This window comes from Streptomyces sp. NPDC101490, from assembly GCF_044767145.1.
Classification (GTDB): Bacteria; Actinomycetota; Actinomycetes; order Streptomycetales; family Streptomycetaceae; genus Streptomyces.
Window position 1 is genome coordinate 14,691 of sequence record NZ_JBIWNI010000011.1, and the last position, 23,557, is coordinate 38,247.

The following is a 23,557-nucleotide window of genomic DNA, read 5'->3' on the forward strand; positions in this document are numbered from 1 at the left end:
GCACGCTGCCCGCAGTACTCGGTCGATGGCCGGTGAGGCGTGGCCGTGGTGCCGGCGGTCATCCCAGGCGGCTGAAGGTCCACCGCAGAACCTCCCGGTCCACCCGCGCCCGCCCCGTGCGGGCCAGCGCGGTGCGCAGATGGGCGGTCAGTCTCGCCCAGTTGCGGAAGTTGCCGTGGGCGGCGTGTTCGTCGGCGAAGGTGATGTCGCCGGGGTCGGCGTCCTGCCAGACGGGGTGGAACAGAGGGACGACCTCCAGGACCTCGTTCGGGGTGAGGCGGGTGAAGTGCTGCCAGATGAAGATCCGGGAGGACAGCATCGGCTCGCGGCGCAGCACGGTGTGGCAGCCCTCGCCGCCGACGAAGATGATCGCGAGTTGCGTGGCGGGTTCGTCCCACAGGTAGCGGAAGTACTCGAACGCCTCCCCGCTGAGCCACTGGGCCTCGTCGACCAGGAAGGTGCGGGGGCGCTCGGCCAGTGCGGTCTTGAGCAGGCGGTCGAATTCGCTGGGGTGGCGTGGTGGTTCGCCGGGCAGGCCGAGCGCGGTGAACAGCTCGTAGCGCACCGCGCGGGCGGTCGGGCGGGCCCGGAAGGTGATCTTGCGGACGTCCTCGCCGGGTTCGAGCGCGCGCATGCAGGTGTTGACGGCGAGGGTCTTGCCGAAGCCCGCGCCGCCGTGAATGCACATCATCGCGCGGGCGGCGACGGTGTCGGTGATGTTCTCCCGGGCGGTGAGCAGGGCGCGGGTGGCGACCACGTGGGCGTCCGGGAGGTCGACGCACTGGTAGGTCGGGGCGGTCACCGTGGTTCTCCCTCGCCGGTGGATTCGGCATCGGCGGCAGTGCGCGGGCTGTGAGCGTCGGCAGTGCCTGAGCGGGGCTGTTCGTCGGCGGTCGGCATATCCGTAGAGGTGGTGCGGGTGCGGGCTGCGAGGGAAGCTGGTGTGCGCCAGCCGGGCGGCGGCGCGGCCAGCGGGATCAGGTCCGGCAGCGCCAGCCTCGACAGGTCCGTCGTCTTCTCATCGGCGAGCTCCCGGCCTGCTTCCTGTGAGGTGAGTGTCCGCAACCGCTCGGGCCGGCCCGGCCGGGCCTGGGCTCCATAACGCTCGCCCTGGACCGCGGCAAGGTCCTTGCGCAGGCGCCGGCTGCGTGCCGCCCGTGCGGATCAGACCGCGCTGATCTGCTCCGGACTCGCTTGGTCGGCGAGCTCGGCCGGGCCCAGGTATCGGCCCGTGGCGGCGTCGAACACCTCGATCCGGCGGTCGTGGTGCGGCATGAAGCGGACCCGCACCCGCTCGCCTGCCAGGCCCGTCATCCACGCCGCCACGTAGTCGCGGTTCCTGAAACGGATGCCCTTGGTGGAGAGCACCCGGACACGACCGTCGTCCTCCAGGGTGAACGTCCACAACTCGTCCGCGCCGATCTCGCGCAGCGGCGTCGGATCCGCCTCCCACACCTGAAGCGGGGAGCGGCCCTTCAACGGCCCCGGGTTGTGGACGGCTCCTCGCGCACCACCGCGGCGCGCAGCGCGGCCAGGACCGACTCCCGTGACGGATGCCCCGGCGTGACCGCCACACCCATGATCGTGTTCGACGCGCAGTCCACGAACCAGGTGACCCACGGCCGGCGGACGGTGCCCTCGATATCGACCAGGACCGGGGCCTGGACGTGATCGGCCTCCCAGACCTGGTTCCGCCACCCCCGCGGCCGTGCCAGGAACACATCATGCTTGCGGGCCTCACGCTCACCACCGGCAAGTCCCGCCCGCTCCCCCGGCGACAGATCACGCCGGATCGCGCGATGCAGCGTCGGAACCGACGGCGGCGGATCACCCTCGCCCCGGGCCGCGCGGGCGGTCAACTCACGGTGGACAGCAGCGACGTTCCCCTTCCACAGCCCGAGCAGAACCCTCACCTCCGCAGTGACCGTGAACCTTCCCGGATACGGGGCCCGCTCCCCCGGCGCCGCAGCCGCAGCCTCGTCCTCCTCAGCGGCCGCCAGCCACCGCCACACCGCCCGCTCCCGCACACCCAAAGCGTCCGCTACCAAGCGGACATGCCGGGACGTCAGCGTCCGCTCCCGACGCAAGACCAGCAGACGACGCACCGCAGGCCCCCGCAACGCCCGGACCGACACAGCTGGCAAAGCAGCCCCGGCGTCCCCGCCCGGCCCCGCCGACGACTGAGTACTTCCATCCACCCCCTGATCACACCAAGCACCCGCCGGGCGGTGAATCAGAACTCACGAAACTGAGACAGCGTCACACCTGCTGCGATAAAGGTCCCCGATAGCAATCCCCCACGGATCTCTCACCTCCAGGACAGCGCCCTCACCCCCGAAACAGCCCCTGACCAGCATCAACACACTCAGACACACTGTCTCTCACACCACTGTCACCAAACCGAGAAATCGCACCCGGACGCTGCGGGCGGAGCCGGGGCTGCGGGCGCGGCAGGGGCCGGGGCCGGACGCAGCGCGGCGGCGCGGCACGCGGCCACGGACGCCCGGGGCGCCCCGACGGGGGCGGAGCAGGCCGCCGCAGACGCCGGAGGCCGGGCCGGGGCGGGCCCTTGACGGCTCTGCCCCCTCCCCCGCTCCCCGGATGCCGGAGGCGCCAGGGAAGGGCCGCAGGGGGGCGGACGGGGGGCAGGCGGAGGCGGGCAGGACGGGGTGGCCCATGTGGTGGTGCTCGGCGTCGACCGAACGGCCTTTCCGGACTTCGAGAACCCTTCCTCGGGAACGGCGGGGTTTGTTGCGGATCATGAGCCGTCGCCGCATTTCGGAGGAACACCCGCGCTGTTCTGCCGGTGGCGGAACAGCGGCCCGAGCGGACTCGACGATCACTACCGTCCAGTCTCATGACGACGATTACCACGCGCACGGTCGAGTACCCGGCCGACGGTCTGACGATGACCGGGCACCTCGCGCTCCCGGCCGGTGTCGATCGTCGGCCCGCGGTGCTGCTCGGGCCAGAGGGCATGGGGCTCAGCGATGTCGAGCGCCGCCGGGCCGATGCTCTCGCCGAGCTGGGATACGTAGCGCTGGCCTTCGACCTTCACGGCGGGCGCTATCTGGGTGATCCCGAGGAGATGCTGGCCCGTTGCATACCCCTGCTCGCCGACCCCGGCCGGATGCGGGGCATCGGTCATGCGGCGCTCGACGTGCTGCGCGCCGAACCGCGGACCGATCCCGACCGGATCGCCGCCGTCGGCTACGGCACCGGGGGCGCCGTCGGGCTGGAACTCGGGCGCGACGGCGTCGACCTGCGCGCGATCGGGACGGTCAACGCGCTGACCACGGGCCGACCGGGCGAGGCGGCGCGTATCCGCTGCCCCGTGTGGGCCGGGGTCGGGTCGGAAGACCCGATCATGCTGCCCGCGCAACGGGACGCGTTCACCGCCGAGATGCAGGCCGCGGGCGTCGACTGGCGCCTCGTCGTCTACGGCGGCGCCCTGCACGCCTTCCACCACCCGCCGGTCGACCACCCCACGGTCCCCGGCGTCGGCCACCACCCACAGCACGCGCAGCGAGCCTGGCACGACATCGTCGACCTGCTCACCGAGTGCCTGACCGTGACGGAGTGATCGTCCGCGGTCTGCAGAGCCGCCCAGATACGTCCTCCCCGTGATCGGATTCGTGGTGCCCACGGTCGCCGCAGAAGGTGTACGCGCCGATCCGCGCGGTTTCTCAGCGGCCCAGAACCACAGGCCGAAGTCCCCTACCTCCACCGAGGCCGCACGGTTCGACCCGGCATCGACCACACCCAGCCACCGCCACCAGCGGAGCAGACCGAAGGCGTAGCCGCGCATACCGCAGGAGACCGGCTGCACGGCTACCGGACTCCTGCGGCAGCGACCGGGGCCGGGGACTCCGACACGACAGCACGGCCGCTGGGGCGGCGGGCCTGTTCCTGGTGTGTGACGGCGGCGGCGAGGGCCGGATACCCCTGGAAGGGCAGGGCGACCGCGTGGGCGGCGTGTCTCCGCGCCAGCGCAATGGAGGCCCCCGTCAACGCTGGTGTCGGTCAGGCCGGCTGGCAGCAGAAGTCCGCGGCGGCGGGGACCGGTACGGAATCGCAGGCGTGGCTGACGCCCGCCGAACTCATCGAGACCAGGACGGTGAGGGCGAGCGCGGCCAAGGCTCTGCGCAGTGTGGTCATGGAGAAGTGATGTCCGGCAGATGGAGTTCGTGGGCCTCACAGAGCCCGACCGCCTGGTCGTCGTCGAGGGGCCGGGTCCGCCGAGTTCCCCGGCAACGTCGCCGGGGAACTGGCTGCGGGGTCGCTCAGAGCGACGGCCGGGTACGACGCCTGAGGCCGGGGTGAGGCCCCAGGCGTCGGAGAGCAGATTCCGGCTCACATGCGGCTTGGTGGCGGGCGGGAGTCCGGGGTCGGATGGACCTCGGGGGCGAGCATCCGCCAGGCGTTCATGCTGTAGCGGGCGAGGATGCGAGTGGGGGCGGGCTGACGCGGGATTCAGCTGTGGAGCCATCCGTCCCGGTGCTCCAGCTGCTCCTGCTCGGCCGTCAGCTGGGCGGCTGGGCACGGGCTACTCCCCCTAGCCGGCTGCGGATCTCGCCGTTCCGCACCGGACGCTGTGCGCACTGCGGTCCGCCTCCACGCTGGACGAGCCGGTGGGGCAGTGGCTGTCCAACCTGCGCCGTCCGGGGGCGCTGGACGGACACCCGGAATGGGAGACCGCGCTCTTGGCCGAGGGCCCACATTGCGCGGCTGGAGGACGGCACCGAGGTCAAACACGGCGTCTTCCTCAGCAACACCGAAACGCGGTGCGCGAAGCTCACCACGTCCGTGTGCGACGAAGCCCGGTGATACACACCCGGCCAGCCCCAGACAGCGATCCACGTCAGTCTGGTGTCGCCCTACCCGCCGTATTCCCAGGCGTCATCAGCGGCCGGCCCTTCGGCTTGGATCTTCAGCAGCCGAGACGCTACGGCTCCCTCGTTGCGGCCGAATTCCCGCGACAGCTCCGACAGTGGAACACCCTGGGCGCAGCGTTCGGCGAGCCGCTGTTCGTCTTCAGGTTCCCAGGGCTTGTAGGCGTTGGGGTGCAGTTGCCTCTTCGCGTCCACGGTGTACGCCTTGGGAGCTTCCGGCTCAACCGGGAGGCGGGGATCGGGCACAAGGTCACCGGGGTAGGGCGCGAGTTTCAGGCCGTTGAGCTTCCAGCGAATGGATTTCTCACTGCGCCCAAGCTTCTCGGTCAGTTGCTCCAGCCCCATGCCCGCTCGGTAGTGCTCTTCCAGGTAGGAGAGGGCTTCGGCGGTCCAAGCCTGGCCAGGGCGGGTGGCTTTGACAGGGGCTGGAGAAGTGGCAGCGGAAGTGGAGTTCACAGCGGGAGCGAGGGGAGCGGAAGCGATAAGGCGGCCCAGTTCGTTGAGGTCACGGGCGTCTACCTCGCCGGTCAACTCGCCGTGGATGACGCCGTCAGAGGTACGGACGACGACAGTGACTCCGACACGCCCCTCTGCCAGGATGTCGGCCTGCAGGCTGTAGCGACGGTGTGAGCTAGTGATCTCAAGCCTCACTGCCGCTGCATCCGGCGCGGCAGCGGGGGCCGTGAACGCGCGCTGGTAGGCCGGCGACAGTACTTCGTGGACATGCCAGGTAGCAACGAAAGACCGGCCGTCGTCGAGTCGGTAGCTCGTCTGGCTCGCTTCCAGGTCACATGCCGCGTAGAGGACCTCGACTCGCTGGCCGTCAAACAGACCAGGGTCTTCGCCTGCGGCAGTACGCGGGAGGGTCAAGACCCCACGAGCCGGTCGGCCGTCGTGGATAGCCGCGTCAGGATCGCCGTACCAGGCACCACGGGCATCACGGAACGCGTAGATCAGCACAACGGCCAGCCCTTCATTCACATGAGATATCAGCAAATGATCGCGCGATCGACGACCGCATTACCTGTAATCGGCCAAAATCCGCTGGCTCCCGCCCCTCACACACGCCAAGCCGCCCCTTCCCCTGCAGGCCCGGCCCACCAGCCGGCCGGGTCCCTTCAAACCTCGCCGGCCCACCACTCTGACGACCACACCAGATCAGCGGATCAGCAAAACTGCACCACGCTCAATCACCTTGCACGACCTACAAAACCCTAGGTCAGACACGGTCAGACACGCATCACCTGACCCGGACGAACAACCCGGACTCCCTCCCTCACACGGGGCGGTCTGGCGCGGGCGGGTCGGGGTCGGCGCCGAGGGTGCTCGCCGCCCGGCCTCCCTGCCTGGCGGGCCGTCAGCGGACCGGTGACGGCCCGCCAGGGTCCCCTTGGCCCCGGGGTGTGGCCAAGAAAGCCCGGCCGTGGACCGCAAGGTGGTCAAGGGGGCTCGTCGGCGAATCGAGGGCGGGGTCCAGGATGGTCACGCAAGGTCTGTCACACAGAGCGTTACACCCGAGCAGCCAGCACAGTGAGGACAGCAAGTGGGCGCGATATACAACACGGAGATCGCACAACCCGTACTGGAGATCGAGGGGCTGAGGCATTCCCTTGGCGCGCGGTCGCTGTTCGCCGACCTTTCCCTGACGCTGCGGGCCGGTGAGTCCGTCGCGGTGACCGGCCCGAGCGGATCAGGCAAGAGCACGCTGCTGTCCTGCGTCCTGGGTCTGATCAGACCGACAGCGGGGTCGGTGAAGGTGACGGGCACCGACATCGTCGGGCTGCGCCCTGGACGCCTGGCCGTACTGCGGGCCCAGTCGGTCGGCGTGGTCTTCCAGTTCGGCGAACTCCTGCCGGAGCTGAGCCCCTTGGACAACGTGCTGCTCGCGGCGTTACTGGCCCGCACCGACCGCCATGACGCGAGGGACAGGGCTCAAAGGCTCCTCGACGACCTCGGCGTCCCACCGGCGGAGACGAGCGACGAACTCTCCGGTGGAGAGCGGCAGCGCGCCGCGGTGGCTCGTGCTCTGATCAATGAGCCCGCTCTGCTGCTCGCCGATGAACCGACCGGCGCGCTGGACACGGAATCGCGAGATCGTACGGCCGACCTGCTCTTCGGACTGCCCCGGCGCTATGCGTGCGGTCTGCTGGTGGTGACCCATGACCCGGGTATCGCCGCACGAGCGGACCGCACACTGCGTCTTGAGGCAGGCGTGCTGAAGACGATCTCCTCCGGTGCGTCCGCGTGACGGCCACGGCCCCGAGCAGGGACGCGCTGGAGCTCGTACGCCGGCTCCTCGCCATGGGGCGCGTGGCCGGTCGGCGCGCCGAGGCGGGAGGCGTGCGCTTCGTCGCTCTGCTCCTCGCGACGATGGTTCTCGCGCTCGGCCTGGGCAGCCTCGTTGCCGTCCACGCCGTGTACGCGGGCAAGGAGGAGCGCCGAGCAGCCAGGACTCCCGTGGCTCCCGACGGCGCACAGAAACGTGCGGCCGACGCGACAGCATGGCTCGTGGGATCCGACTCGCTCGACAGCGAACGCCGTTTCAGCGTGGTCTACTTGGCTCCCCACAAGGGGGACGCCCCGCTGCCGCCCGGACTGGACGACTGGCCGGAGCCGGGCCAGGCGGTCCTGTCGCCGGCACTGCGGAAGGCGGGTGCCGGCGAGGACATCGATCGCCGATACGGCCGATTGGTCGGCACGATCGGTGAGGAAGGGCTGGATGAGCCTTCCGAATGGCTCGCTTACGTCCGCCCGCGCGACGGACTGAGCGCTGAGCGGCCGAACGCCGTTGTCACCGGATTCGGTCCGGCGGCCGGACAGGTGTCGGCCTCTTTGGAGCCTGGCTCGGGCCGGGCGGACGAGAAGCCCGAGTGGATGTTCCAGGCCGCGGTCATCGGCATGCTCGTCGTACCGGCCGCCGCTCTGCTGTTCGTGGCAGTGCGTACCGGTGCACACACCCGCGACCGGAGGACTGCGCTCGTTGCCGCACTCGGCGGACGACGGCTGGATCGGGCCCTGATCGCCGTCGGCGAGGCCGTGTCTCCGGCTGCCCTCGGAGCCGTCATCGCGACCGCGACGGTTGCCACGGCCGTACTGCACGACATCCGCGTCCCCTACACCGCTTACGTCCTTTCCTCCTCGCACCTCCGCCACTTCGGCTGGGCCGTTGTGCTCGCACCCCTGGCGGCGTTCCTGGTCATCCTGGCGGCCGCGGTCCTCGTGGATCTCACGCCCCGTCGGAACGCACCCGGGAACCGGCCCCGCGGCGCATCCCGTGACAGCTGGCTGCCGCGCCTGGCCGTGCTGTGCCCCATCGCGATCATCCTGGCGGTGCGCGGTCCGGGCCTCTTCGCCGCGGATACGGTACTGCGCACGCTCACCAGTTGGGTGGGCATCGCCATCACGGTCCTGACCCTTCCGGCCGCGATCGCGGCCATCACGGCAAAGGCCGGAAACGTGCTCACCAGCTGGGCGCGCTCGCACGGCCTGCCCGGAACGCTCGTGGCGGGCCGGCGTACCAGCGCATATCCCGGTGGGACGGCCCGGCTCGTGGCGGGCATCTCGATCGCGCTCATCGTGCTCATGCAGGCCATCGCATGGCAAGGACTCTTCGGGGCACAGACCATGGAGGCACGGAAGACCCTCGACCGCGTGGGGCGCAGTCTCGTCACCGTGGGCCCCCGCGGCGACGTGTCCCCCTCCGCCATGGCCGAATTCTTCGCCGGAGCACCGGCGACTGAGGCCGTCCTGCTGACTCCTGCGGACGGCGACAAGGGCAGATCCCTGACGCTGTACGGTGACTGCGCCGCCTTGACCGCCCTCCATGTGCCCTGCCCCGCAGACCAGACACGCGTCGACGGACTCCCGGCGGACCCGAGGCTGCGCGAGCTGATCCGCTGGACCCCCCACATGGATCCGACGCTGGTGATCCGCCGCACCGACGACCGGAGGCTGGCGGAACTCGCCGCCCCCGACGGCACGGGCGCGACCCTCGCCGTTCTACGGCCGGACGGGAAGCCTCTGTCCGTTCCCGCTCTCAAGCAGCTGTCCCACGAGGTGTTCCCGCGCGGCGCAGCCGTCGGAGCGCCGGGCGAGAGCGAGCTCACCGCAGGCGTCCCCAATCGTGACCAGGGCCGCTGGAGCGCGCTGTTCGGCATGGTCGGCATCGCGGTACTCGCCGCGACCGCAGGCCTCAGCGCGATGGCGGAGTTCTTACGACAGGGCCGCGCACTGGCACCACTGTCCGTGCTGACCGGCGGTCTACGCGTCTTCCGCACCAGTGCGGCATGGTCGGTTCTCGCTCCGCTGGCCCTGGCTGGAATCGCGGGCACCGCGGTCGCGGCCGGACTCGCGGCGCCTGTGTCCGCCAGCGGCGAGTCCTACATCACCGGAGGCTTGCTGGTATCGACAGCCGGCGTCGTACTCGTGGTCAGTGTGCTCCTGTGGGTCTGGGCGTCCCAGGTCGCCGTCCGGCAGGCACGGACGTGGCGGCCCAGCGGGGAGTGAATCATGACGCCCGCAGGGAGGTTTGTCGGTGTACAGGGTGTGGGTCGGCCTGGTGTGTTCTGGCCCAGCCCGTCTTCGTCGGAGACTCGGCCCGCGCCATCGACCACTGGCACGGGCAGAAGACGTCATGAACGTCCTCGCCGCCAGAACCTCAAGCCGCCTTCGTCGGCGGCGAAGACAGCCCGCGTGCCCTCGCCCTGGTGTCCTGATCCGGTAGTTGACCGGTAGTTGTCGTGTGACTTCCGCTGCTGTTCCTCGTCCGGGCCCGAAGCTGGAGCCGTTGCTGCTCTCAGGGGATGGGCGGGCGGTGTTGGAGCGGTGGACGCGTCGGGCGACGTCGGCACGGGCTCTGGCCCCGCGTGCACGGATCGTGCCGACGTGGGCGGGGCCGGGGGTGCCGCGGGTGCGCCGGCTCGGGTTGTGGTGGGATTCCTCGGCCGTGGTGCGCGCAGTGCGCGTACCGGCACCTGGCGCGGGTCCCGGCCCCTTCCGGGCCTTCGGTACGTCAGCGGAGACCGCCGCGGGTTACGCGGCGGTCGCGCCGGCGCCGGTCAGACGTCGAGCCCGTTGCCTTGCGAGTCCCATGCCTCCAGCGGTTCGGCCCACGGCGGGCTGAGCACGATGCCCGCAGTCGTGTGGTCGATGCTCCCGAGGTGGTTCTCGTCGTCATGGGCCGGCCATTCCACGACGATGTAGTCGTGCGGGGGAATGTCGACCTCCATGGCAGCGGGCTCGAACATCACGTTGAGCGGCTGGTCGCCACCGTTCCTGAGGGTGATTTTCACTGATTCATCCTACCGATTGTCCAGGTGGTGCCGGATGGCCGCAGAACGGTGCTGGGCGCTCGGGCCCGGGGTTCCGCCCTGCCCGACCGTTTTCCACTGGCAGTCGGTGAACTCCGCCCCGCAGTCCGCGCACACCGGCCGTCGCGCCTGCCGCGCCGCGGCCTCCCGCTCATCACGGCGCCGCTGCTCCTCGCGGGCGGCCTGGCGGGGGCTGAGGGCGACGGCGGCGTCCCCGCGCGGGTTGCCGATCGCGTCCAGCAGCGGCTGGAGCCCCTTGCGGCCGGAACACCGGAAGACGGGCCGGGCGGGCCGTGCCCTCGCAGCTCCTCCGGCGTGGTCGCCACGATCGGGATACAGCCGTCGCAGGAGTGGCGGACGCCCTCGCGCTGTCGGCGTCCCTTCCAGTGGCGGCGGATGAGGCCGACGACCGCCGCCATTCGATTCTCCGCGGAGCGTCTGCCGACTTCGCCGAAGACGAGGAGGACCGGTGGGTGCGGCGGGCCGGTCCGTTCGGGGCGTAGCGGCCAGCCGCCGGCGCTCGTTCGGGGAGGCCGTCGCCGAGGGGTGCTCGCCGCCGGGGGGGTGCTCGCCGGGTCGTCTCCGCCGGGGGCGGGCCGGACGGCGGCGGGCGGGGCCGGGCCGGGGTCGTGTGGCGGGGCGTGCTGTCCGTCTCGTGCGGGCGCGGGGAGCGCGCCCTCGGCTCGTCCCGTGTGTGGTGGCCGGCTGTCCGGGGGGGTGTGCCCGGACGGGCTTCCAGGCGCCCTGCCTCGTGGGGGGCCGAGTGGTTTTCCGGCTTCCGTGTGGGGCGGTGGCGGGGCGTCCAGGTGTTCGGCCCCGGGGTTTCGGCGTCAGGTGGCGGTGCGGGGGTGCCGTCGTGGTGGCGGTGCGGGGTGTGCGGCCGCAGGTGGTCCGTGGGGCGGCGGCGGCCCGGAGTCGTGGGTTCCTTTTCGGTGTCGCGGGCCCGTGAGCTGCGCGTACTTCCGGGTGCGTGCGCCGGTGGGTCGTGTGCCGGTCCCGCCCGCGGGGCTTCCCGGTCCGGCCCGGGCTACGGCCGCCGCGGGCAAGGGATGTGACGCCCTCTCAGATCTCGTCGGAGCGGTGCGGCACGAGACTCACACAACAAACCGGGTGTGTGGTTTCATTTGGGGGTGGCTCGCCCGCGGAACCTCGCTCGGCGCGGCTCTTCTTCGGCGTGCCACGGCCGGACACAGGACCTCAGGGATTCGCAGGGAGTTATGGACATGTACTCGCCCTCGCTCCAGCGGACGGTCGCCGAGATACCTCTCGACCTGTTCGACTCCTTACCGAGGAACGACCAGCGCTCGAAGGCCGGGGAATACGTGGCCGGGCTGCTGGCGGCCCGGGGGCGCAAAACGCTGCGCAACGTGGCCGAGCAGCTGGGCGGGCAGGGCGCGCGCAAGCAGAGCGTGCACCACTTCATCAGCGAGTCCTCGTGGGAGTGGGAACCGGTGCGGCGCGCGCTCGCCCTGCGGACGGACGAACTGCTCGGGCCCCGGGCCCTGGTGGTGCGTCCCAGCGTCGTGCCCAAGGCGGGCGGGTACTCGGTCGGGGTGGCGGAGTACTTCGCGCCGCAGCTCGGACGGACCGTCACCGGGCAGCAGTCCTACGGTGCCTGGCTGGCCGCGCCCGCCGCGGCGGTGCCCGTCAACTGGCAGCTCGTCCTGTCCGCCGAGTGGATCGAGGACCTCTCCCGGCGCCGGCGCGCGCCCGTCCCGGAGACCGGCCGGGCGCTGAGCCCGGAGGAGAACGCCGGTGACGTGGCCCTGCGGGCCGCGCGCGCGCTCACCACGGCCCTTCCCGTGGTGCTCGACGCGCCGGGGCTCGATCCGCTGCCGCTGGGACGGCGCTTCGGACCGGCCGGTGTGCCGCTGGTCCAGCGGGTCGAGGGGTGCTTCCGGCTGCGGGTCGATCCGCTGGCGTTACCGGGCCACGGCGAGCTGCCCCTGACCGCGGGCCGGCTCGTCGGGGCGCTGCGGCAGCTGTGGCGGCCCCGGGCCCCGCTCGCCTCCGGTGCCCGGAGTCTGTCGATGGCCGTGCCCGTGATGCTGCCGGGTGTCCACGGGCCGGGCGGGCGGCGGCTCCTGGTGGCCCAGTGGCCCGCGTCCGACCTGTCTGCGGCGCGGCTGTGGCTGGCGGACGCGGCGATGCGTCCCGCCGAGGTGCTGCGGCTGGCCCGGCTGGCGGAGGTCGTGGACCGCGACGACCGTCTGGTGGCCGCGCCGGTGGGGCTGCGGGACTTCGCGGGGCGGTCCTTCCAGGGCTGGCACCGGCACATCACGCTGGCCTCCGTGGCCCATCTCGCCCATGTACGGGCGGCTCTGGGGACGGGGGCGCCGCGCCGGACGGCCCTGGCGCCGCTGCTGCTCGGGGCCGGCTGATCCGTCTTCCCTCGCCGTAGGAGAGTGCGTCATGCGATTCAACCTCATCGGACCGTTCCAGATCATCGCCTGCGACGGCGGGGTCCTGCCGGTGGGCACCCCAAAGGTCTCCCAGATCCTGGCTGTGCTGCTCACGCATTCCAACGACCTCGTGACGCCGGACACCTTCATCCAGGAGCTGTGGCAGCACAGTCCGCCGCGCTCGGCGCTCAACACGGTGCAGACCTATGTGCACCACGCGCGCAGACTGCTGATGGACGAAGCCCGTCCGGACACCGAGCACTCGCTGCTGACCACCCGGTTCGGCGGGTACACGATGCACGTCGACGACTCGGCGATCGACATCAAGGTCTTCGAACGGCTGGTGACCCGGGGCAAGGACGAGCTGCGGGCGGGCCGGTACGAGGCGGCGGCCGACGCCCTCGGCACGGCGCTGGACCTGTGGCGCGGCCCCGCGCTGTCCAACGTGCCGACGGGCGATGTCCTGGCGGGGCGGATCGTCCATCTGGAGGAGTTACGGATCAGGGCGCTCGAACTGCGCATCGAGGCGATGCGGTTGCTGGGGCGGCTGCGTGAACTCGTCCCCGAGCTGCGGACGCTGGTGCACGACTATCCGCTCAACGAGTGGTTCCACGGCCAGCTCATCGCCGCGCTGCACCAGGCGGGGCGGCGCGCCGAGGCGCTGGACGCGTACCAGAAGGTCCGGCGCATCCTGCGGGAGGAGCTGGGTCTCGAGCCGTCGCCGGACATCCAGTGGCTGCACGAGCGGGTGCTCAGCCCGGTCCGGGCCTCCCCGGCGCCCGCGGCGCCCGTGGTACCCGTGGCGCCGCGCGGCGGTGGCGTCGTGGTGCCGCTGTGGGAGTCGGTCGGGTCCGGGTGAGCACCCGTCCGGGGTCAGGGGGCGAGGCCGACGATCTCGGCCTCCCTCGTCTCGGCGCGCCAGGCGGGCATGTCGTCGTGGAGGAGGGCGGCCCGTTCGGCCGAGATCTCCAGGCGGGGCAGGATGTCGGGCCGGGCGATGGCGGGCAGGATGAGCCGGAAGAGCAGGGTGATCTCGCTCGGCAGGTCGTAGTCGCCGGGAAGGCCTTCGGTGACCACCCGGACGCCGGTCCAGCAGGACACGAGCATGCGGGCGGTCTGTGCCTCGTCGATGTCGGGGCGGGTCTCTCCCCGGTCGTTGGCCTCCTTGAGGAACCCGGTGAGCAGTTCGGTCCAGTCGGGCCAGCGGGTGCCGAACTGGCGGCGTGACTGGAGGTCGACGGCCATGCGCAGGGCGGCGCTGAGCATCGGTTCGCGCGGCAGCCGGTGGGCCAGGAGCAGCACGATGTCGACGAGTTCCTGCAGTTTGAGGGTCTGAGGGCGGACGCCGTCGGTGGTCACGGCGGCGGCCAGGACCCCGCGGGCGAGGTCTCCTTTGGACCGGAAGTGGAAGTAGAGGGCCCCCTTGGTCACGTCGGCCCGCTCCAGGACCTCGGCGATGGTCGTGGCCTCGTAGCCGCGTTCGTCGAAGATCTCGGCGGCGGCCTCCAGGATGGCCTTTCGGGTCCGGATCGCTCGCTCCTGCTGCGCCACAGTCACCCCTAGTACTTGTGTTCTTACTCTCGAAAAAAGGACCGCTTGCGCGGTATATTATCTCGCGCCGGAACCCGGCACCTCATCTCGGCCTGACCCAGGGGGGGATCATGCCTAAAACTTTGCTGTCGGATCGTCAGAGGCACAGCCATGTCGTCCGCCGCATCGCGGCGCCCGTTCAGCGTCTTCCGAAGGAGTTCGTGCATCTGCACAGGACGGAAGCCGTCCTCCTCACGAACTGGTCCAGTCTCGGCTCCGGGCGCTACGCGGTGAGCGCGCGCTGGCCCCGGGGCGGTCTCTTCGGCGACTCGGTGCAGTTGCTGCTCGCCCAGACGATCCGGCAGAGCTGCCTGCTCATCGGGCACGCCGAACTCTCGGTTCCGCTGTCCCACCAGACCCTGATGGAGTGGATGGACTTCAGCGTCGCCAGCGATTTTTACGACCCGAAAAATAAACCGGACAACCTGTTCATTCTCTTGACGTTCAGACCGAACAACCCCAGGTCCTTACGGGTCGATCTGTCGATCCTGTCGGAGGGACGGCTGGTCGCGGAGTCGCTCCTCGACTTCAGCTGGATCGCCCCCGGCGCCTACCGCAGACTGCGCGGGGCGCACGCCGAGGTCCCGTGGGGAGGGGCGCCCGTGCCCTCCCCCGTCCCCGCGCACACCGTGGGCCGCTCCCACGCCGACGAGGTCCTGCTCGCCCCCGTCCGGGTCCCGGGCCGCTGGGAACTGCGCATGGACGTCTCCAACCCCGCGCTGTACGACCACCGGGTCGACCACGTCCCCGGCCTGGTCCTGATAGAGGCGGCCTACCAGGCCGCCCACGCGGTCACCGGACCCGGGCGCGGCCCCGTCCGGGTCATGAGCACCTTCGACTCCTTCGTCGAGTTCGACGCGCCCTGCCTGATGGAGGCCGTGGTCCTGCCGTCGAAGGAGGAGGGCACCGTCCGCCTGGAGGTCACCGGCACGCAGAACGGCGAGCGGACCTTCTCCGTCACCATGGACTGCCCGAAGTAACCTCCGGCCGTGACACGGGGGCGGGGGGGGGGGGGGGGGGGGGGGGCCCCCCCCCCCCCCCCCCCCCCCCCCCGCCTCCCGCCCCCGCTCCCCTCCCCCCGGGCGTCCAACAGTCCCCGTTCCTCCAGGGGTTGGCCGACGGAGGGGCTGGCTCCCGGGCCCGCTCTTTGCCAGAATGGGGTCTGCCCTTTGCCAGATCCCGGTCCGTCCTTTGCCGGAACGGGGGCGCCGGCCCCGCCGCGCGGGTCTCCGGCCGCCCACGAGCTCGGACCGTCCGCCCCGGACCGGGGCCCCGAACCCTTACGGACGGCGCCCGGAACCGTACGGACGAGGCCCGGACCGCGTACGGGCGGGGCCGGAGACCCGGCCGTACCGCGCCCGCGCCGCAGGACCGCCGATGGCCGGGGAGGACCGCCCACGGCCGGATCGGCGCGGGCGGTATTCGGGCATCCCCGACGCCGGGCCGGGCGAAAAGAACCGGCCAGCGGGCGACGCGAACCCATCGGGTCGCCCCCTCCCCGGAGCGGGTCCCCCGAGGGGTGGCCGACGCCCCCGTCTCGCTCTGCGGACAGGCCCCACGCACCAGCACCGGCCAACGCCCGACGGTAGCGCGTCCATGATCGACGAAACGTCCGGTTAATGAACACAGCCGTACGGGCAGCGAACGATTTCCGGTCAAGTTACCGACGCGGTCATGACAGGTCCCCGTCATTCCTGACACTCTCTCCCCGGCTCACCTCGCACCACCGTTCGCAGCTTCACCCGAACGGGTTCCACGTCACAGGAACGTGCTCCACAGCTCTGCTTGCTCCGCCCGGACGGGCGCAACCCAGTCCGCCGGTACCCCCCTCGCAAGAAGGAGTCTGCGTGAGATCCACGCCCAGCCGTCGCGCCACCGCGACCGGCGCCCTGATCGCCGCCGCCGCCATGCTCTCCATGGGCTTCCAGACGGGCGCCGCCACCGCGGCGGACACCCCCCTGGGCATCGCGCCCAAGGCCCAGCAGGGCGGCCAGGCCGATCCCGGCAAGCTCCCCGCCGACCTCTCCCCCGCCCAGCGCACCGCGCTCATCAAGGCGGCGGACGCGGACAAGGCCGCCAAGGCCAAGGAGATCGGCCTCGGCGCCCAGGAGAAGCTGGTCGTCCGGGACGTCGTCCAGGACAGGGACGGCACCACCCACACCCGCTACGAGCGGACCTACGCGGGACTGCCCGTCCTCGGCGGTGACCTGGTCGTCGCCGAGTCCAAGGCAGGTGCCACCACCGGTGTCACCAAGTCCTCCCGCGCGGAGCTGAAGAACATCGCCACCACGGCCACGCTCGCCCCGGCCGCCGCCGAGAAGCAGGCCGTCGGCCTCGCCAAGGCGGACGGTGCCGACAAGGCCGCCGCCGCCACCCCGCGCAAGGTCGTCTGGGCCGCCCAGGGCACCCCCGTCCTCGCGTACGAGACCGTCGTCGGCGGCTTCCAGCCCGACGGCACCCCGAACGAGCTGCACGTGGTGACCGACGCCAAGACCGGCGCCAAGCTCTTCGAGTGGCAGGGCGTCGAGAACGGCACCGGCAACACGCAGTACAGCGGCACCGTCACCCTCGGCACCGCGCCCTCGTACTCGCTGACCGACACCGGTCGCGGCAACCACAAGACGTACAACCTCAACGGTGGTTCGTCCGGCACCGGGACGCTCTTCACCAACACCACCGACACCTGGGGCAACGGTCTCCCCGCCAACAAGGAGACCGCGGGCGCCGACGCCCACTACGGCGCTGCGCTCACCTGGGACTACTACAAGAACGTGCAGGGCCGCACCGGCATCCGCGGTGACGGCGTCGGCGCGTACTCCCGGGTCCACTACGGCAACGCGTACATCAACGCGTTCTGGCAGGACAGCTGCTTCTGCATGACGTACGGCGACGGCGCGGGCAACGCCAAGCCGCTCACGTCCATCGACGTGGCCGCCCACGAGATGACCCACGGCGTCACCGCCGCCACCGCCAACCTCACCTACAGCGGCGAGTCCGGCGGCCTCAACGAGGCCACCTCCGACATCTTCGCCGCGGCCGTCGAGTTCTACGCCAACAACGCGCAGGACCAGGGCGACTACCTCGTCGGCGAGAAGATCGACATCAACGGCAACGGGACCCCGCTGCGGTACATGGACAAGCCGAGCAAGGACGGCGCGTCCAAGGACGCGTGGTACTCCGGCATCGGCTCGATCGACGTCCACTACTCCTCGGGCCCGGCGAACCACTTCTACTACCTGCTCTCCGAGGGCAGCGGCACCAAGACCATCAACGGCGTCACCTACAACTCGCCGACCTCCGACGGCCTGCCCGTCACCGGCATCGGCCGGGACAAGGCCTCGCTGATCTGGTTCAAGGCGCTCACCACCAAGTTCGGCTCCTCGACCAACTACGCCGGAGCCCGCACGGGCACCGTCGCGGTGGCCACCGAGCTGTACGGCGCCGGCAGCCCCGAGGTCACGGCCGTCGAGAACGCCTGGGCCGGGATCAACGTCGGTCCGCGCCCCGGCGGCAACCCGCCCACCGGCAAGGTCTTCGAGAACGCCGCCGACGTGTCCATCCCGGACAACGGCGCCGCGGTGACCTCCTCCGTGACCGTCTCCGGCGTCACGGGCAACGCCCCCAGCACCCTCGCCGTCGGCGTGGACATCGTCCACACCTGGCGCGGTGACCTGATCGTCGACCTGATCGCCCCCGACGGCACGGTCTACAACCTGGCCAACCGGACCGGCGGCAGCGCCGACAACATCCAGGAGACCTTCACCGTCGACGCCTCCTCCGAGGTCGCCAACGGTGTCTGGAAGCTCCGCGCCCAGGACAAGGCGGCGGCCGACACCGGCTACATCAACGCCTTCAAGCTGACCTTCCCGTAAGCCCGGGAACGACGCCTGAGACCAGCTGACGGACGCCCCGGGGGCTCGATCCCCCGGGGCGTCCGCCCGTCTGCGTAGGGTTGCCGCATGATCAAGGTGCTGCTTGCCGACGACGAGACGATGATCAGAGCCGGTGTCCGGGCCATCCTCGCCACCGACCCCGGGATCGAGGTGGTCGCCGAGGCGGGGGACGGCCGCGAGGCCGTCGAGCTGGCCCGCGAGCACCGGCCCGACGTCGCCCTCCTCGACATCCGGATGCCCCGGCTCGACGGACTCGACGCCGCCGAGGAACTCCGCCGGGCCGTACCGGAGACCGCCGTCGTCATGCTCACCACCTTCTCCGAGGACGCCTTCGTCGCCCGCGCCCTCGGCTGCGGGGTCAGCGGCTTCCTGCTCAAGTCCGGCGACCCGCGCGAGCTCATCGCCGGGGTCCGCGCCGTGGCCGGGGGCGGCGCCGCCCTCTCCCCCAGCGTCGCCCGCCGGGTCATCGACACCCTCGGCGGCGAACGGTTCACCCGGGCCGCGCGGGCCCGGGCCCGCCTCGAACCGCTCACCGGCCGGGAGCGCGAGGTCGTCGCGCTGGTCGGCGCCGGACTGTCCAACCAGGAGATCGCCGAACGCCTGTACGTCGTCGAAGGCACCGTCAAGGCCCATGTCAGCGCCGTCCTCGGACGGCTCGGCCTGCGCAACCGGGTCCAGCTCGCGGTCCTCGCCCACGAGGCCGGACTGGTGCCCGATGCCTGACGACCGGCCCGAACGCCTCCGGGAACACCTCTTCGACCTGCTCCTGTGGCTGCTGCTCTGCGTACCGGTCCTGCTGAAGTCGGACCCGGACGACGGCGGGAGCTGGACGCTCGTCGCCGTCGGCGTGGCCGTCCTCGGCGGCTGTGTCGCGGTCAGCCGCCGGTGGCCGCTGCTCGCGCTCGCCGTCGTCGTCGCGGCCAGCCTCCCGGCCTCCCTGGAGCTGTTCACCCCCTCGTACAGCCTGGCCCTGATCGCCTTCGGCTACCTCGCCGGACGACGGCAGGAACACACCCGGACCGCACTGTGGCTGTTCGGCGCGGTCGCGGCCGTCGGACTGCTCCTCACCCGGCTCACCCACACCTCCCTCGGGCAGTGGTTCACCCTGCTGCTCGCCCTGGCGCTCGCCGTCGTCGCGCCCTGGCTGATCGGCCGGTACGTCCGCCAGTACGACCGGCTGGTCCGCAGCGGCTGGGAGCTCGCGGACCGGATGGAACGGGAACAGGCGGCCGTCGCCGACCGCGAGCGGCTGCGCGAAAGGTCCCGGATCGCCGGTGACATGCACGACTCCCTCGGCCACGACCTGGCCCTGATCGCGATCCGCGCGGGCGCCCTGGAGGTCTCCCCCGAACTGGGGCCCGACCAGCAGCGGGCCGCGGGCGAACTGCGGCGGGCGGCGGCGGACGCCACGGCCCGGCTGCGGGACATCATCGGGGTGCTCCGCGAGGAGGACCCCACCGCCCCCACCACCAGCCCGCCGGGCGAGACCGTCGAGGAACTGGCCGCCCGCGCCCGCGCCTCCGGGCTCGCCGTCACCGTCGACGCCACCCCCCTGCCCACCCTGCCGGGGATGTCCGGCCTCGCCCTGCACCGGGTGGTGCAGGAGGGGCTGACCAACGCGGCCAAGCACGCGCCGGGCGCGCCCGTCACGGTCTCTGTGACCCAGGACCCGGCGAACGTCCGGGTCCGGGTGGTCAGCGGCCCGGGCCCGGACGGCGGCGGCCCCGGCGGGCGGAACGCGTCCGGCGGTACGGGCCTGGTCGGCCTCGACGAACGGGTCCGGCTGGCGGGCGGCAGGCTCGCCCACCGGGCCACCGAGGACGGCGGTTTCCTCCTTGAGGCCGTACTGCCCCGGCGTCCTCCCGCGCCGCTGCCCGCCGCGCCGACCTCGGCGCGGGAGCTGGACCGGGCCCGCCGCGAGGTCCGCAGGGGCCTGGTGCGGGCGGTGTGGATCCCGCTGGCCCTGCTCGCCGCCCTCGGCCTGCTGATGGCGGGGGTCGCCCTGTGGACGCAGGCCCAGTCCTATCTGGAGCCCGAGGACTACGCGCGGATGCGGATCGGGATGTCCCCGGCGCAGCTCGCCGAGGTCTCCGACGACCTGCCCGAACACCCGCTGGACAAGCCGCCGCGGGGCGTCCCGCCGGAGCCCCCCGGCATGCACGAGTGCCGGTACTACCGGGCCACGATGCTCGCCGCGATCCCGGTGTACCGCCTGTGCTTCGTCGACGGCCACCTCGCCACCAAGGCCGAACTCCCCTGACTCCGATGCCCGGATCCCCCGGGCGGGTGGTCCGGTCTACCGCAGCAGCACCCCCGCCCCCTCGACCGGGGGTTCCTCCGGGAGGGCCGTCAGGCCCAGTTCGGCGGGGTGGGCGAGGAGGGGGTGGGAGGGGCGGACACGGACCGTGCAGCCGAAGGTGCCGGTGCGGTCCAGTTCCAGGGTGCCCGCGTAGGGGCGGCCGCCGTCCAGGTCCGGGCCGCCCGCCGGTTTCAGCGGAACCGTACGGGGCTCGGTGAGGGTGTCGTCGGCGTCGACGCGGCCGGTGACGGCCCGCACCTCGACGTCGTCCGGGCCGAGGTCGCCGAGGCGCACCCGGGCCCGGACGACCGGGGTGGCGCCCAGCTCCGCGTCCGTCGGCTCGTCGTCGAGCCCGTCGCCGACCTCGACGTGGTCGACGCCCACCCCCGGCCAGCCCGCCCTGACCCGCGCCTTCCAGGCCGCGAGGTCCCGCGCCCGGTCCGGGGTGAGCGCCCGGCGGGCGGCGGCGGCGGGCGCGTAGAGCCGCTCGACGTACTCGGTGACCATCCGGTCGGCGAGCACCTTCGGGCCGAGGTCCGTGAGGGTGCGGCGGACCATCGCCGTCCAGCCGGCCGGGACGCCGTCGGGGCCCCGGTCGTAGAAGCGGGGGGCGACCCGGCGCTCGATCAGCTCGTAGAGCGCGGCGGCCTCCAGGTCGTCGCGGCGCTCCTCGTCGTCGGCGGCGGCGCCGTCGGCGGTGGGGATGGCCCAGCCGAAGTCCGGCTCGAACCACTCGTCCCACCAGCCGTCCAGGACGGACAGGTTGAGGCAGCCGTTGAGGGCGGCCTTCATGCCGCTGGTGCCGCAGGCCTCCAGCGGGCGCAGCGGGTTGTTCAGCCAGACGTCGCAGCCGGGGTAGAGGCCCCGGGCCATCGCGATGCCGTAGTCGGGCAGGAAGACGATCCGGTGCCGCACCCGGGGGTCGTCGGCGAACCGGACGAGTTCCCGCACGAGCCGCTTCCCGCCGTCGTCGGCGGGGTGCGCCTTGCCCGCGACGACGAGCTGCACGGGCCGCTCGGGGTGCAGGAGCAGGGCCCGCAGCCGGTCGGGGTCGCGGAGCATCAGGGTGAGCCGTTTGTACGAGGGGACGCGGCGGGCGAAGCCGATGGTGAGGACGCCGGGGTCCAGGACGGACTCGGTCCAGCCGAGTTCGGCGGCGGCGGCGCCGCGCTGCCGCCAGGAGGCCCGCAGCCGTTCCCGTACGTCGGTGACGAGCCGTTCGCGCAGGGTGCGGCGGAGTTCCCACAGGGCCTGGTCGGTGGGGTCGGGGCCGAGGCGGCCGACCTCGGGGGCGACCCAGGTGGGGGCGTGGACGCCGTTGGTGACGGAGGTGATCGGCACCTCGTCGGTGTCGAAGCCGGGCCAGAGTCCGGCGAACATGTCCCGGCTGACGGCGCCGTGGAGGGTGGAGACGCCGTTGGCGCGCTGGGCGAGGCGCAGGCCCATGGCGGCCATGTTGAAGACGCCGGGGTCGCCGCCGAGGGGGGTCTCGTCGCCGAGGGCGAGGACCCGGGCGGTGTCGACGCCGGGCAGCGCGCCGTCCTCGCCGAGGTGGCGGGCGACGAGGGAGCGGTCGAAGCGGTCGATGCCCGCCGGGACGGGGGTGTGGGTGGTGAAGACGGTTCCGGCCCGGACGGTCTCCAGGGCGGCGTCGAAGTCGAGCCCCTCGCCGTGGAGTTCACGGATGCGTTCGAGTCCGAGGAAGCCCGCGTGGCCCTCGTTGGTGTGGAAGACCTCGGGGGCGGGGGTGCCGGTGAGGCGGCAGTACGTCCGGACGGCGCGGACCCCGCCGATGCCGAGGAGCATCTCCTGGAGCAGCCGGTGTTCGCTGCCGCCGCCGTACAGCCGGTCGGTGACGCCGCGTTCGCCGGGGGCGTTCTCCTCGACGTCGGAGTCGAGCATGAGGAGCGGGACGCGGCCGACCCGGGCGATCCAGAGGTGGGCGTGCAGGCTGCGTCCGCCGGGCAGGGCGAGGGTGGTCCTGGCGGGGGTGCCGTCGGTCTCGCGGAGCAGGGCGACGGGCAGTTCGCCGGGGTCGAGGACCGGGTAGTGCTCCTGCTGCCAGCCGTCGCGGCCGAGGGACTGGCGGAAGTAGCCGTGGCGGTAGAGCAGTCCGACGCCGATCAGCGGGACACCGAGGTCGCTGGCTGCCTTGAGGTGGTCGCCCGCGAGGATGCCGAGGCCGCCGGAGTACTGGGGCAGGGCGGCGGCGACGCCGAACTCGGGTGAGAAGTAGGCGACGGAGGCGGGCCCCTCCCCGGTCCTGCGCTGGTACCAGCGGGGGGCTTCCAGATAGACCGCGAGGTCGTCGGCGGCGGCCCGCAGCCGGGCCAGGAAGTCCCGGTCGGCGGCGAGGGCGGCGAGCCGGGGGGCTTCGAGGGCCCCGAGGATCCGGACGGGATCGGCGCCCGGGACGCCGTCGGGGGCGAGGGAGTCGAAGAGGGAGCGGGTGGGTTCGTGCCAGGACCAGCGCAGGTTGTGCGCGAGGTCCGTGAGGGGTCGGAGGGTGTCGGGGAGGACGGGACGCACGGTGAATCGACGGATTGCCTTCACGGTTCCACCTTTACAGGCGACCACGGAGCGGAGTGGCCGCACCACGCTGTGCGTCCACGGTTCGTGCCGGGCCGCCGTCGGCGGGGGTTGGACTGCTGGGTGGGACGGCGGGGTGGGGCGGCTGCGGACGCCTCGCGGCGGACGCCGGGCGGGGGCTCGGTCGTGGGGTGCGGTGCGAGGAGCCGGATCCGGCCGTCTTCGAGCGGGGTCCGGTCCGGCCGCCCGGCCGGGAGGCGGCGGCGAGGATGGCCGGGATCCGCCGCCGCACGACGGGCGGCACCGGTCCGCTGCCGTCGGCGGACGACGACGGGCTGTCGGCGCGGGCCCCGCGCCTCGGACCCGCGCCGGTCGGGGAGCGGAGGGCCCGTACGGCCCCGGCGGCCCCGGCGCATACGGCCGCCGGACGCGGGCGAGCCGGACGAGCAGGACCGGCCGGACGAGCCGCCGCGCCGTCGAGTACGGCGGTCCCGTCCGGCTTGGACGGGACCCGCCGGTACGGGCGGCGCCTTCTCCCCTCTCCCGGGGGCGGATTCTTTGTCCGGGTCGCGCCCTTGTCGTCCCGGCTACGTACCCGTAGTTAACAAAGCTCCCGGATTGCCCTTGCGCGTTCCGGGGGAAG

Annotated in this window: 17 protein-coding genes; 9 read left to right on the forward strand and 8 right to left on the reverse strand. The window is 72.2% G+C overall.

The window, feature by feature from the left end; all coding sequences use genetic code 11:
* Positions 1-58: 58 nt before the first annotated feature.
* The 3 genes from ACIRQY_RS20750 to ACIRQY_RS20760 form a co-directional block, all read right to left on the reverse strand.
* On the reverse strand, positions 59-802 hold the full coding sequence (locus ACIRQY_RS20750; RefSeq protein WP_403927756.1) for an AAA family ATPase: 744 nt from the start codon (positions 800-802) through the stop codon (positions 59-61).
* 362 nt (positions 803-1,164) lie between these two features.
* Positions 1,165-1,479: a Mu transposase C-terminal domain-containing protein gene (locus tag ACIRQY_RS20755; protein WP_403927759.1), complete on the reverse strand. Its 315-nt coding sequence runs from the start codon at positions 1,477-1,479 to the stop codon at positions 1,165-1,167.
* Positions 1,476-1,913: a hypothetical protein gene (locus ACIRQY_RS20760; RefSeq protein ID WP_403927762.1), complete on the reverse strand. Its 438-nt coding sequence runs from the start codon at positions 1,911-1,913 to the stop codon at positions 1,476-1,478. The genes ACIRQY_RS20755 and ACIRQY_RS20760 overlap by 4 nt, the downstream gene beginning before the upstream one ends.
* 944 nt (positions 1,914-2,857) lie before the next feature.
* Between ACIRQY_RS20760 and ACIRQY_RS20765 the strand changes: the two genes are divergently transcribed.
* Complete coding sequence (locus ACIRQY_RS20765) at positions 2,858-3,583, forward strand: dienelactone hydrolase family protein (protein WP_403927765.1); 726 nt, start codon at positions 2,858-2,860, stop codon at positions 3,581-3,583.
* Positions 3,584-4,023: 440 nt separating this feature from the next.
* On the opposite strand, the gene ACIRQY_RS20770 is transcribed toward ACIRQY_RS20765, so the two are convergent.
* Together ACIRQY_RS20770 and ACIRQY_RS20775 are read right to left on the reverse strand one after the other, a co-directional pair.
* Entirely contained in the window at positions 4,024-4,158 is a 135-nt protein-coding gene (locus ACIRQY_RS20770; protein ID WP_403927768.1) for a hypothetical protein, read from the reverse strand.
* A 719-nt stretch (positions 4,159-4,877) separates the two neighbouring features.
* Positions 4,878-5,873, reverse strand: a complete 996-nt coding sequence (locus ACIRQY_RS20775; RefSeq protein WP_403927771.1) for a hypothetical protein — start codon at positions 5,871-5,873, stop codon at positions 4,878-4,880.
* 562 nt (positions 5,874-6,435) lie between these two features.
* Between ACIRQY_RS20775 and ACIRQY_RS20780 the strand changes: the two genes are divergently transcribed.
* Together ACIRQY_RS20780 and ACIRQY_RS20785 are read left to right on the forward strand one after the other, a co-directional pair.
* Positions 6,436-7,140, forward strand: coding sequence for an ABC transporter ATP-binding protein (locus ACIRQY_RS20780; RefSeq protein WP_403927773.1), 705 nt, complete (start codon positions 6,436-6,438; stop codon positions 7,138-7,140).
* A gap of 92 nt (positions 7,141-7,232) precedes the next feature.
* Positions 7,233-9,398: an ABC transporter permease gene (locus ACIRQY_RS20785; RefSeq protein WP_403927776.1), complete on the forward strand. Its 2,166-nt coding sequence runs from the start codon at positions 7,233-7,235 to the stop codon at positions 9,396-9,398.
* 551 nt (positions 9,399-9,949) lie between these two features.
* Here the strand turns inward: ACIRQY_RS20785 and ACIRQY_RS20790 are convergent.
* Positions 9,950-10,183: a hypothetical protein gene (locus tag ACIRQY_RS20790; RefSeq protein WP_403927778.1), complete on the reverse strand. Its 234-nt coding sequence runs from the start codon at positions 10,181-10,183 to the stop codon at positions 9,950-9,952.
* 1,235 nt (positions 10,184-11,418) lie between these two features.
* Between ACIRQY_RS20790 and ACIRQY_RS20795 the strand changes: the two genes are divergently transcribed.
* Both ACIRQY_RS20795 and ACIRQY_RS20800 read left to right on the forward strand, forming a co-directional pair.
* Positions 11,419-12,582: an IS701 family transposase gene (locus ACIRQY_RS20795; protein ID WP_403927781.1), complete on the forward strand. Its 1,164-nt coding sequence runs from the start codon at positions 11,419-11,421 to the stop codon at positions 12,580-12,582.
* A 31-nt stretch (positions 12,583-12,613) separates the two neighbouring features.
* Entirely contained in the window at positions 12,614-13,462 is an 849-nt protein-coding gene (locus ACIRQY_RS20800) for a BTAD domain-containing putative transcriptional regulator (RefSeq protein WP_403927784.1), read from the forward strand.
* Positions 13,463-13,476: 14 nt separating this feature from the next.
* Here ACIRQY_RS20800 and ACIRQY_RS20805 read toward each other — a convergent pair whose 3' ends face one another.
* On the reverse strand, positions 13,477-14,154 hold the full coding sequence (locus tag ACIRQY_RS20805) for a ScbR family autoregulator-binding transcription factor (protein WP_403927787.1): 678 nt from the start codon (positions 14,152-14,154) through the stop codon (positions 13,477-13,479).
* Positions 14,155-14,264: 110 nt separating this feature from the next.
* On the opposite strand from ACIRQY_RS20805, the gene ACIRQY_RS20810 reads away from it, so the two are divergent.
* The 4 genes from ACIRQY_RS20810 to ACIRQY_RS20825 all read left to right on the forward strand — a co-directional run bounded on the left by ACIRQY_RS20810 (position 14,265) and on the right by ACIRQY_RS20825 (position 20,346).
* Positions 14,265-15,173: a ScbA/BarX family gamma-butyrolactone biosynthesis protein gene (locus tag ACIRQY_RS20810; protein ID WP_403927790.1), complete on the forward strand. Its 909-nt coding sequence runs from the start codon at positions 14,265-14,267 to the stop codon at positions 15,171-15,173.
* Positions 15,174-16,040: 867 nt separating this feature from the next.
* Positions 16,041-18,065 carry a M4 family metallopeptidase gene (locus ACIRQY_RS20815; RefSeq protein ID WP_403927792.1) on the forward strand — a complete coding sequence of 675 codons (2,025 nt, stop codon included), beginning with the start codon at positions 16,041-16,043 and terminating at the stop codon, positions 18,063-18,065.
* Positions 18,066-18,152: 87 nt separating this feature from the next.
* The gene (locus ACIRQY_RS20820) at positions 18,153-18,809 is read left to right on the forward strand and encodes a response regulator transcription factor (protein WP_351782224.1); all 657 of its coding nucleotides are present in this window, start codon (positions 18,153-18,155) and stop codon (positions 18,807-18,809) included.
* Entirely contained in the window at positions 18,802-20,346 is a 1,545-nt protein-coding gene (locus ACIRQY_RS20825; RefSeq protein ID WP_403927796.1) for a sensor histidine kinase, read from the forward strand. The genes ACIRQY_RS20820 and ACIRQY_RS20825 overlap by 8 nt, the downstream gene beginning before the upstream one ends.
* 36 nt (positions 20,347-20,382) lie before the next feature.
* Here ACIRQY_RS20825 and glgP read toward each other — a convergent pair whose 3' ends face one another.
* Positions 20,383-22,938 (reverse strand): alpha-glucan family phosphorylase, encoded by a 2,556-nt coding sequence (gene glgP, locus ACIRQY_RS20830; protein ID WP_351782219.1) that lies wholly within the window; start codon positions 22,936-22,938, stop codon positions 20,383-20,385.
* Positions 22,939-23,557: the final 619 nt, after the last annotated feature.

Coding starts and splice junctions, on each gene's coding strand:
- ACIRQY_RS20765 (WP_403927765.1), top strand. CDS start 2,858: ATGACGACGATTACCACGCGCACGGTCGAGTACCCGGCCGACGGTCTG.
- ACIRQY_RS20770 (WP_403927768.1), bottom strand. CDS start 4,158: ATGACCACACTGCGCAGAGCCTTGGCCGCGCTCGCCCTCACCGTCCTG.
- ACIRQY_RS20795 (WP_403927781.1), top strand. CDS start 11,419: ATGGACATGTACTCGCCCTCGCTCCAGCGGACGGTCGCCGAGATACCT.
- ACIRQY_RS20800 (WP_403927784.1), top strand. CDS start 12,614: ATGCGATTCAACCTCATCGGACCGTTCCAGATCATCGCCTGCGACGGC.
- ACIRQY_RS20810 (WP_403927790.1), top strand. CDS start 14,265: ATGCCTAAAACTTTGCTGTCGGATCGTCAGAGGCACAGCCATGTCGTC.
- ACIRQY_RS20820 (WP_351782224.1), top strand. CDS start 18,153: ATGATCAAGGTGCTGCTTGCCGACGACGAGACGATGATCAGAGCCGGT.
- ACIRQY_RS20825 (WP_403927796.1), top strand. CDS start 18,802: ATGCCTGACGACCGGCCCGAACGCCTCCGGGAACACCTCTTCGACCTG.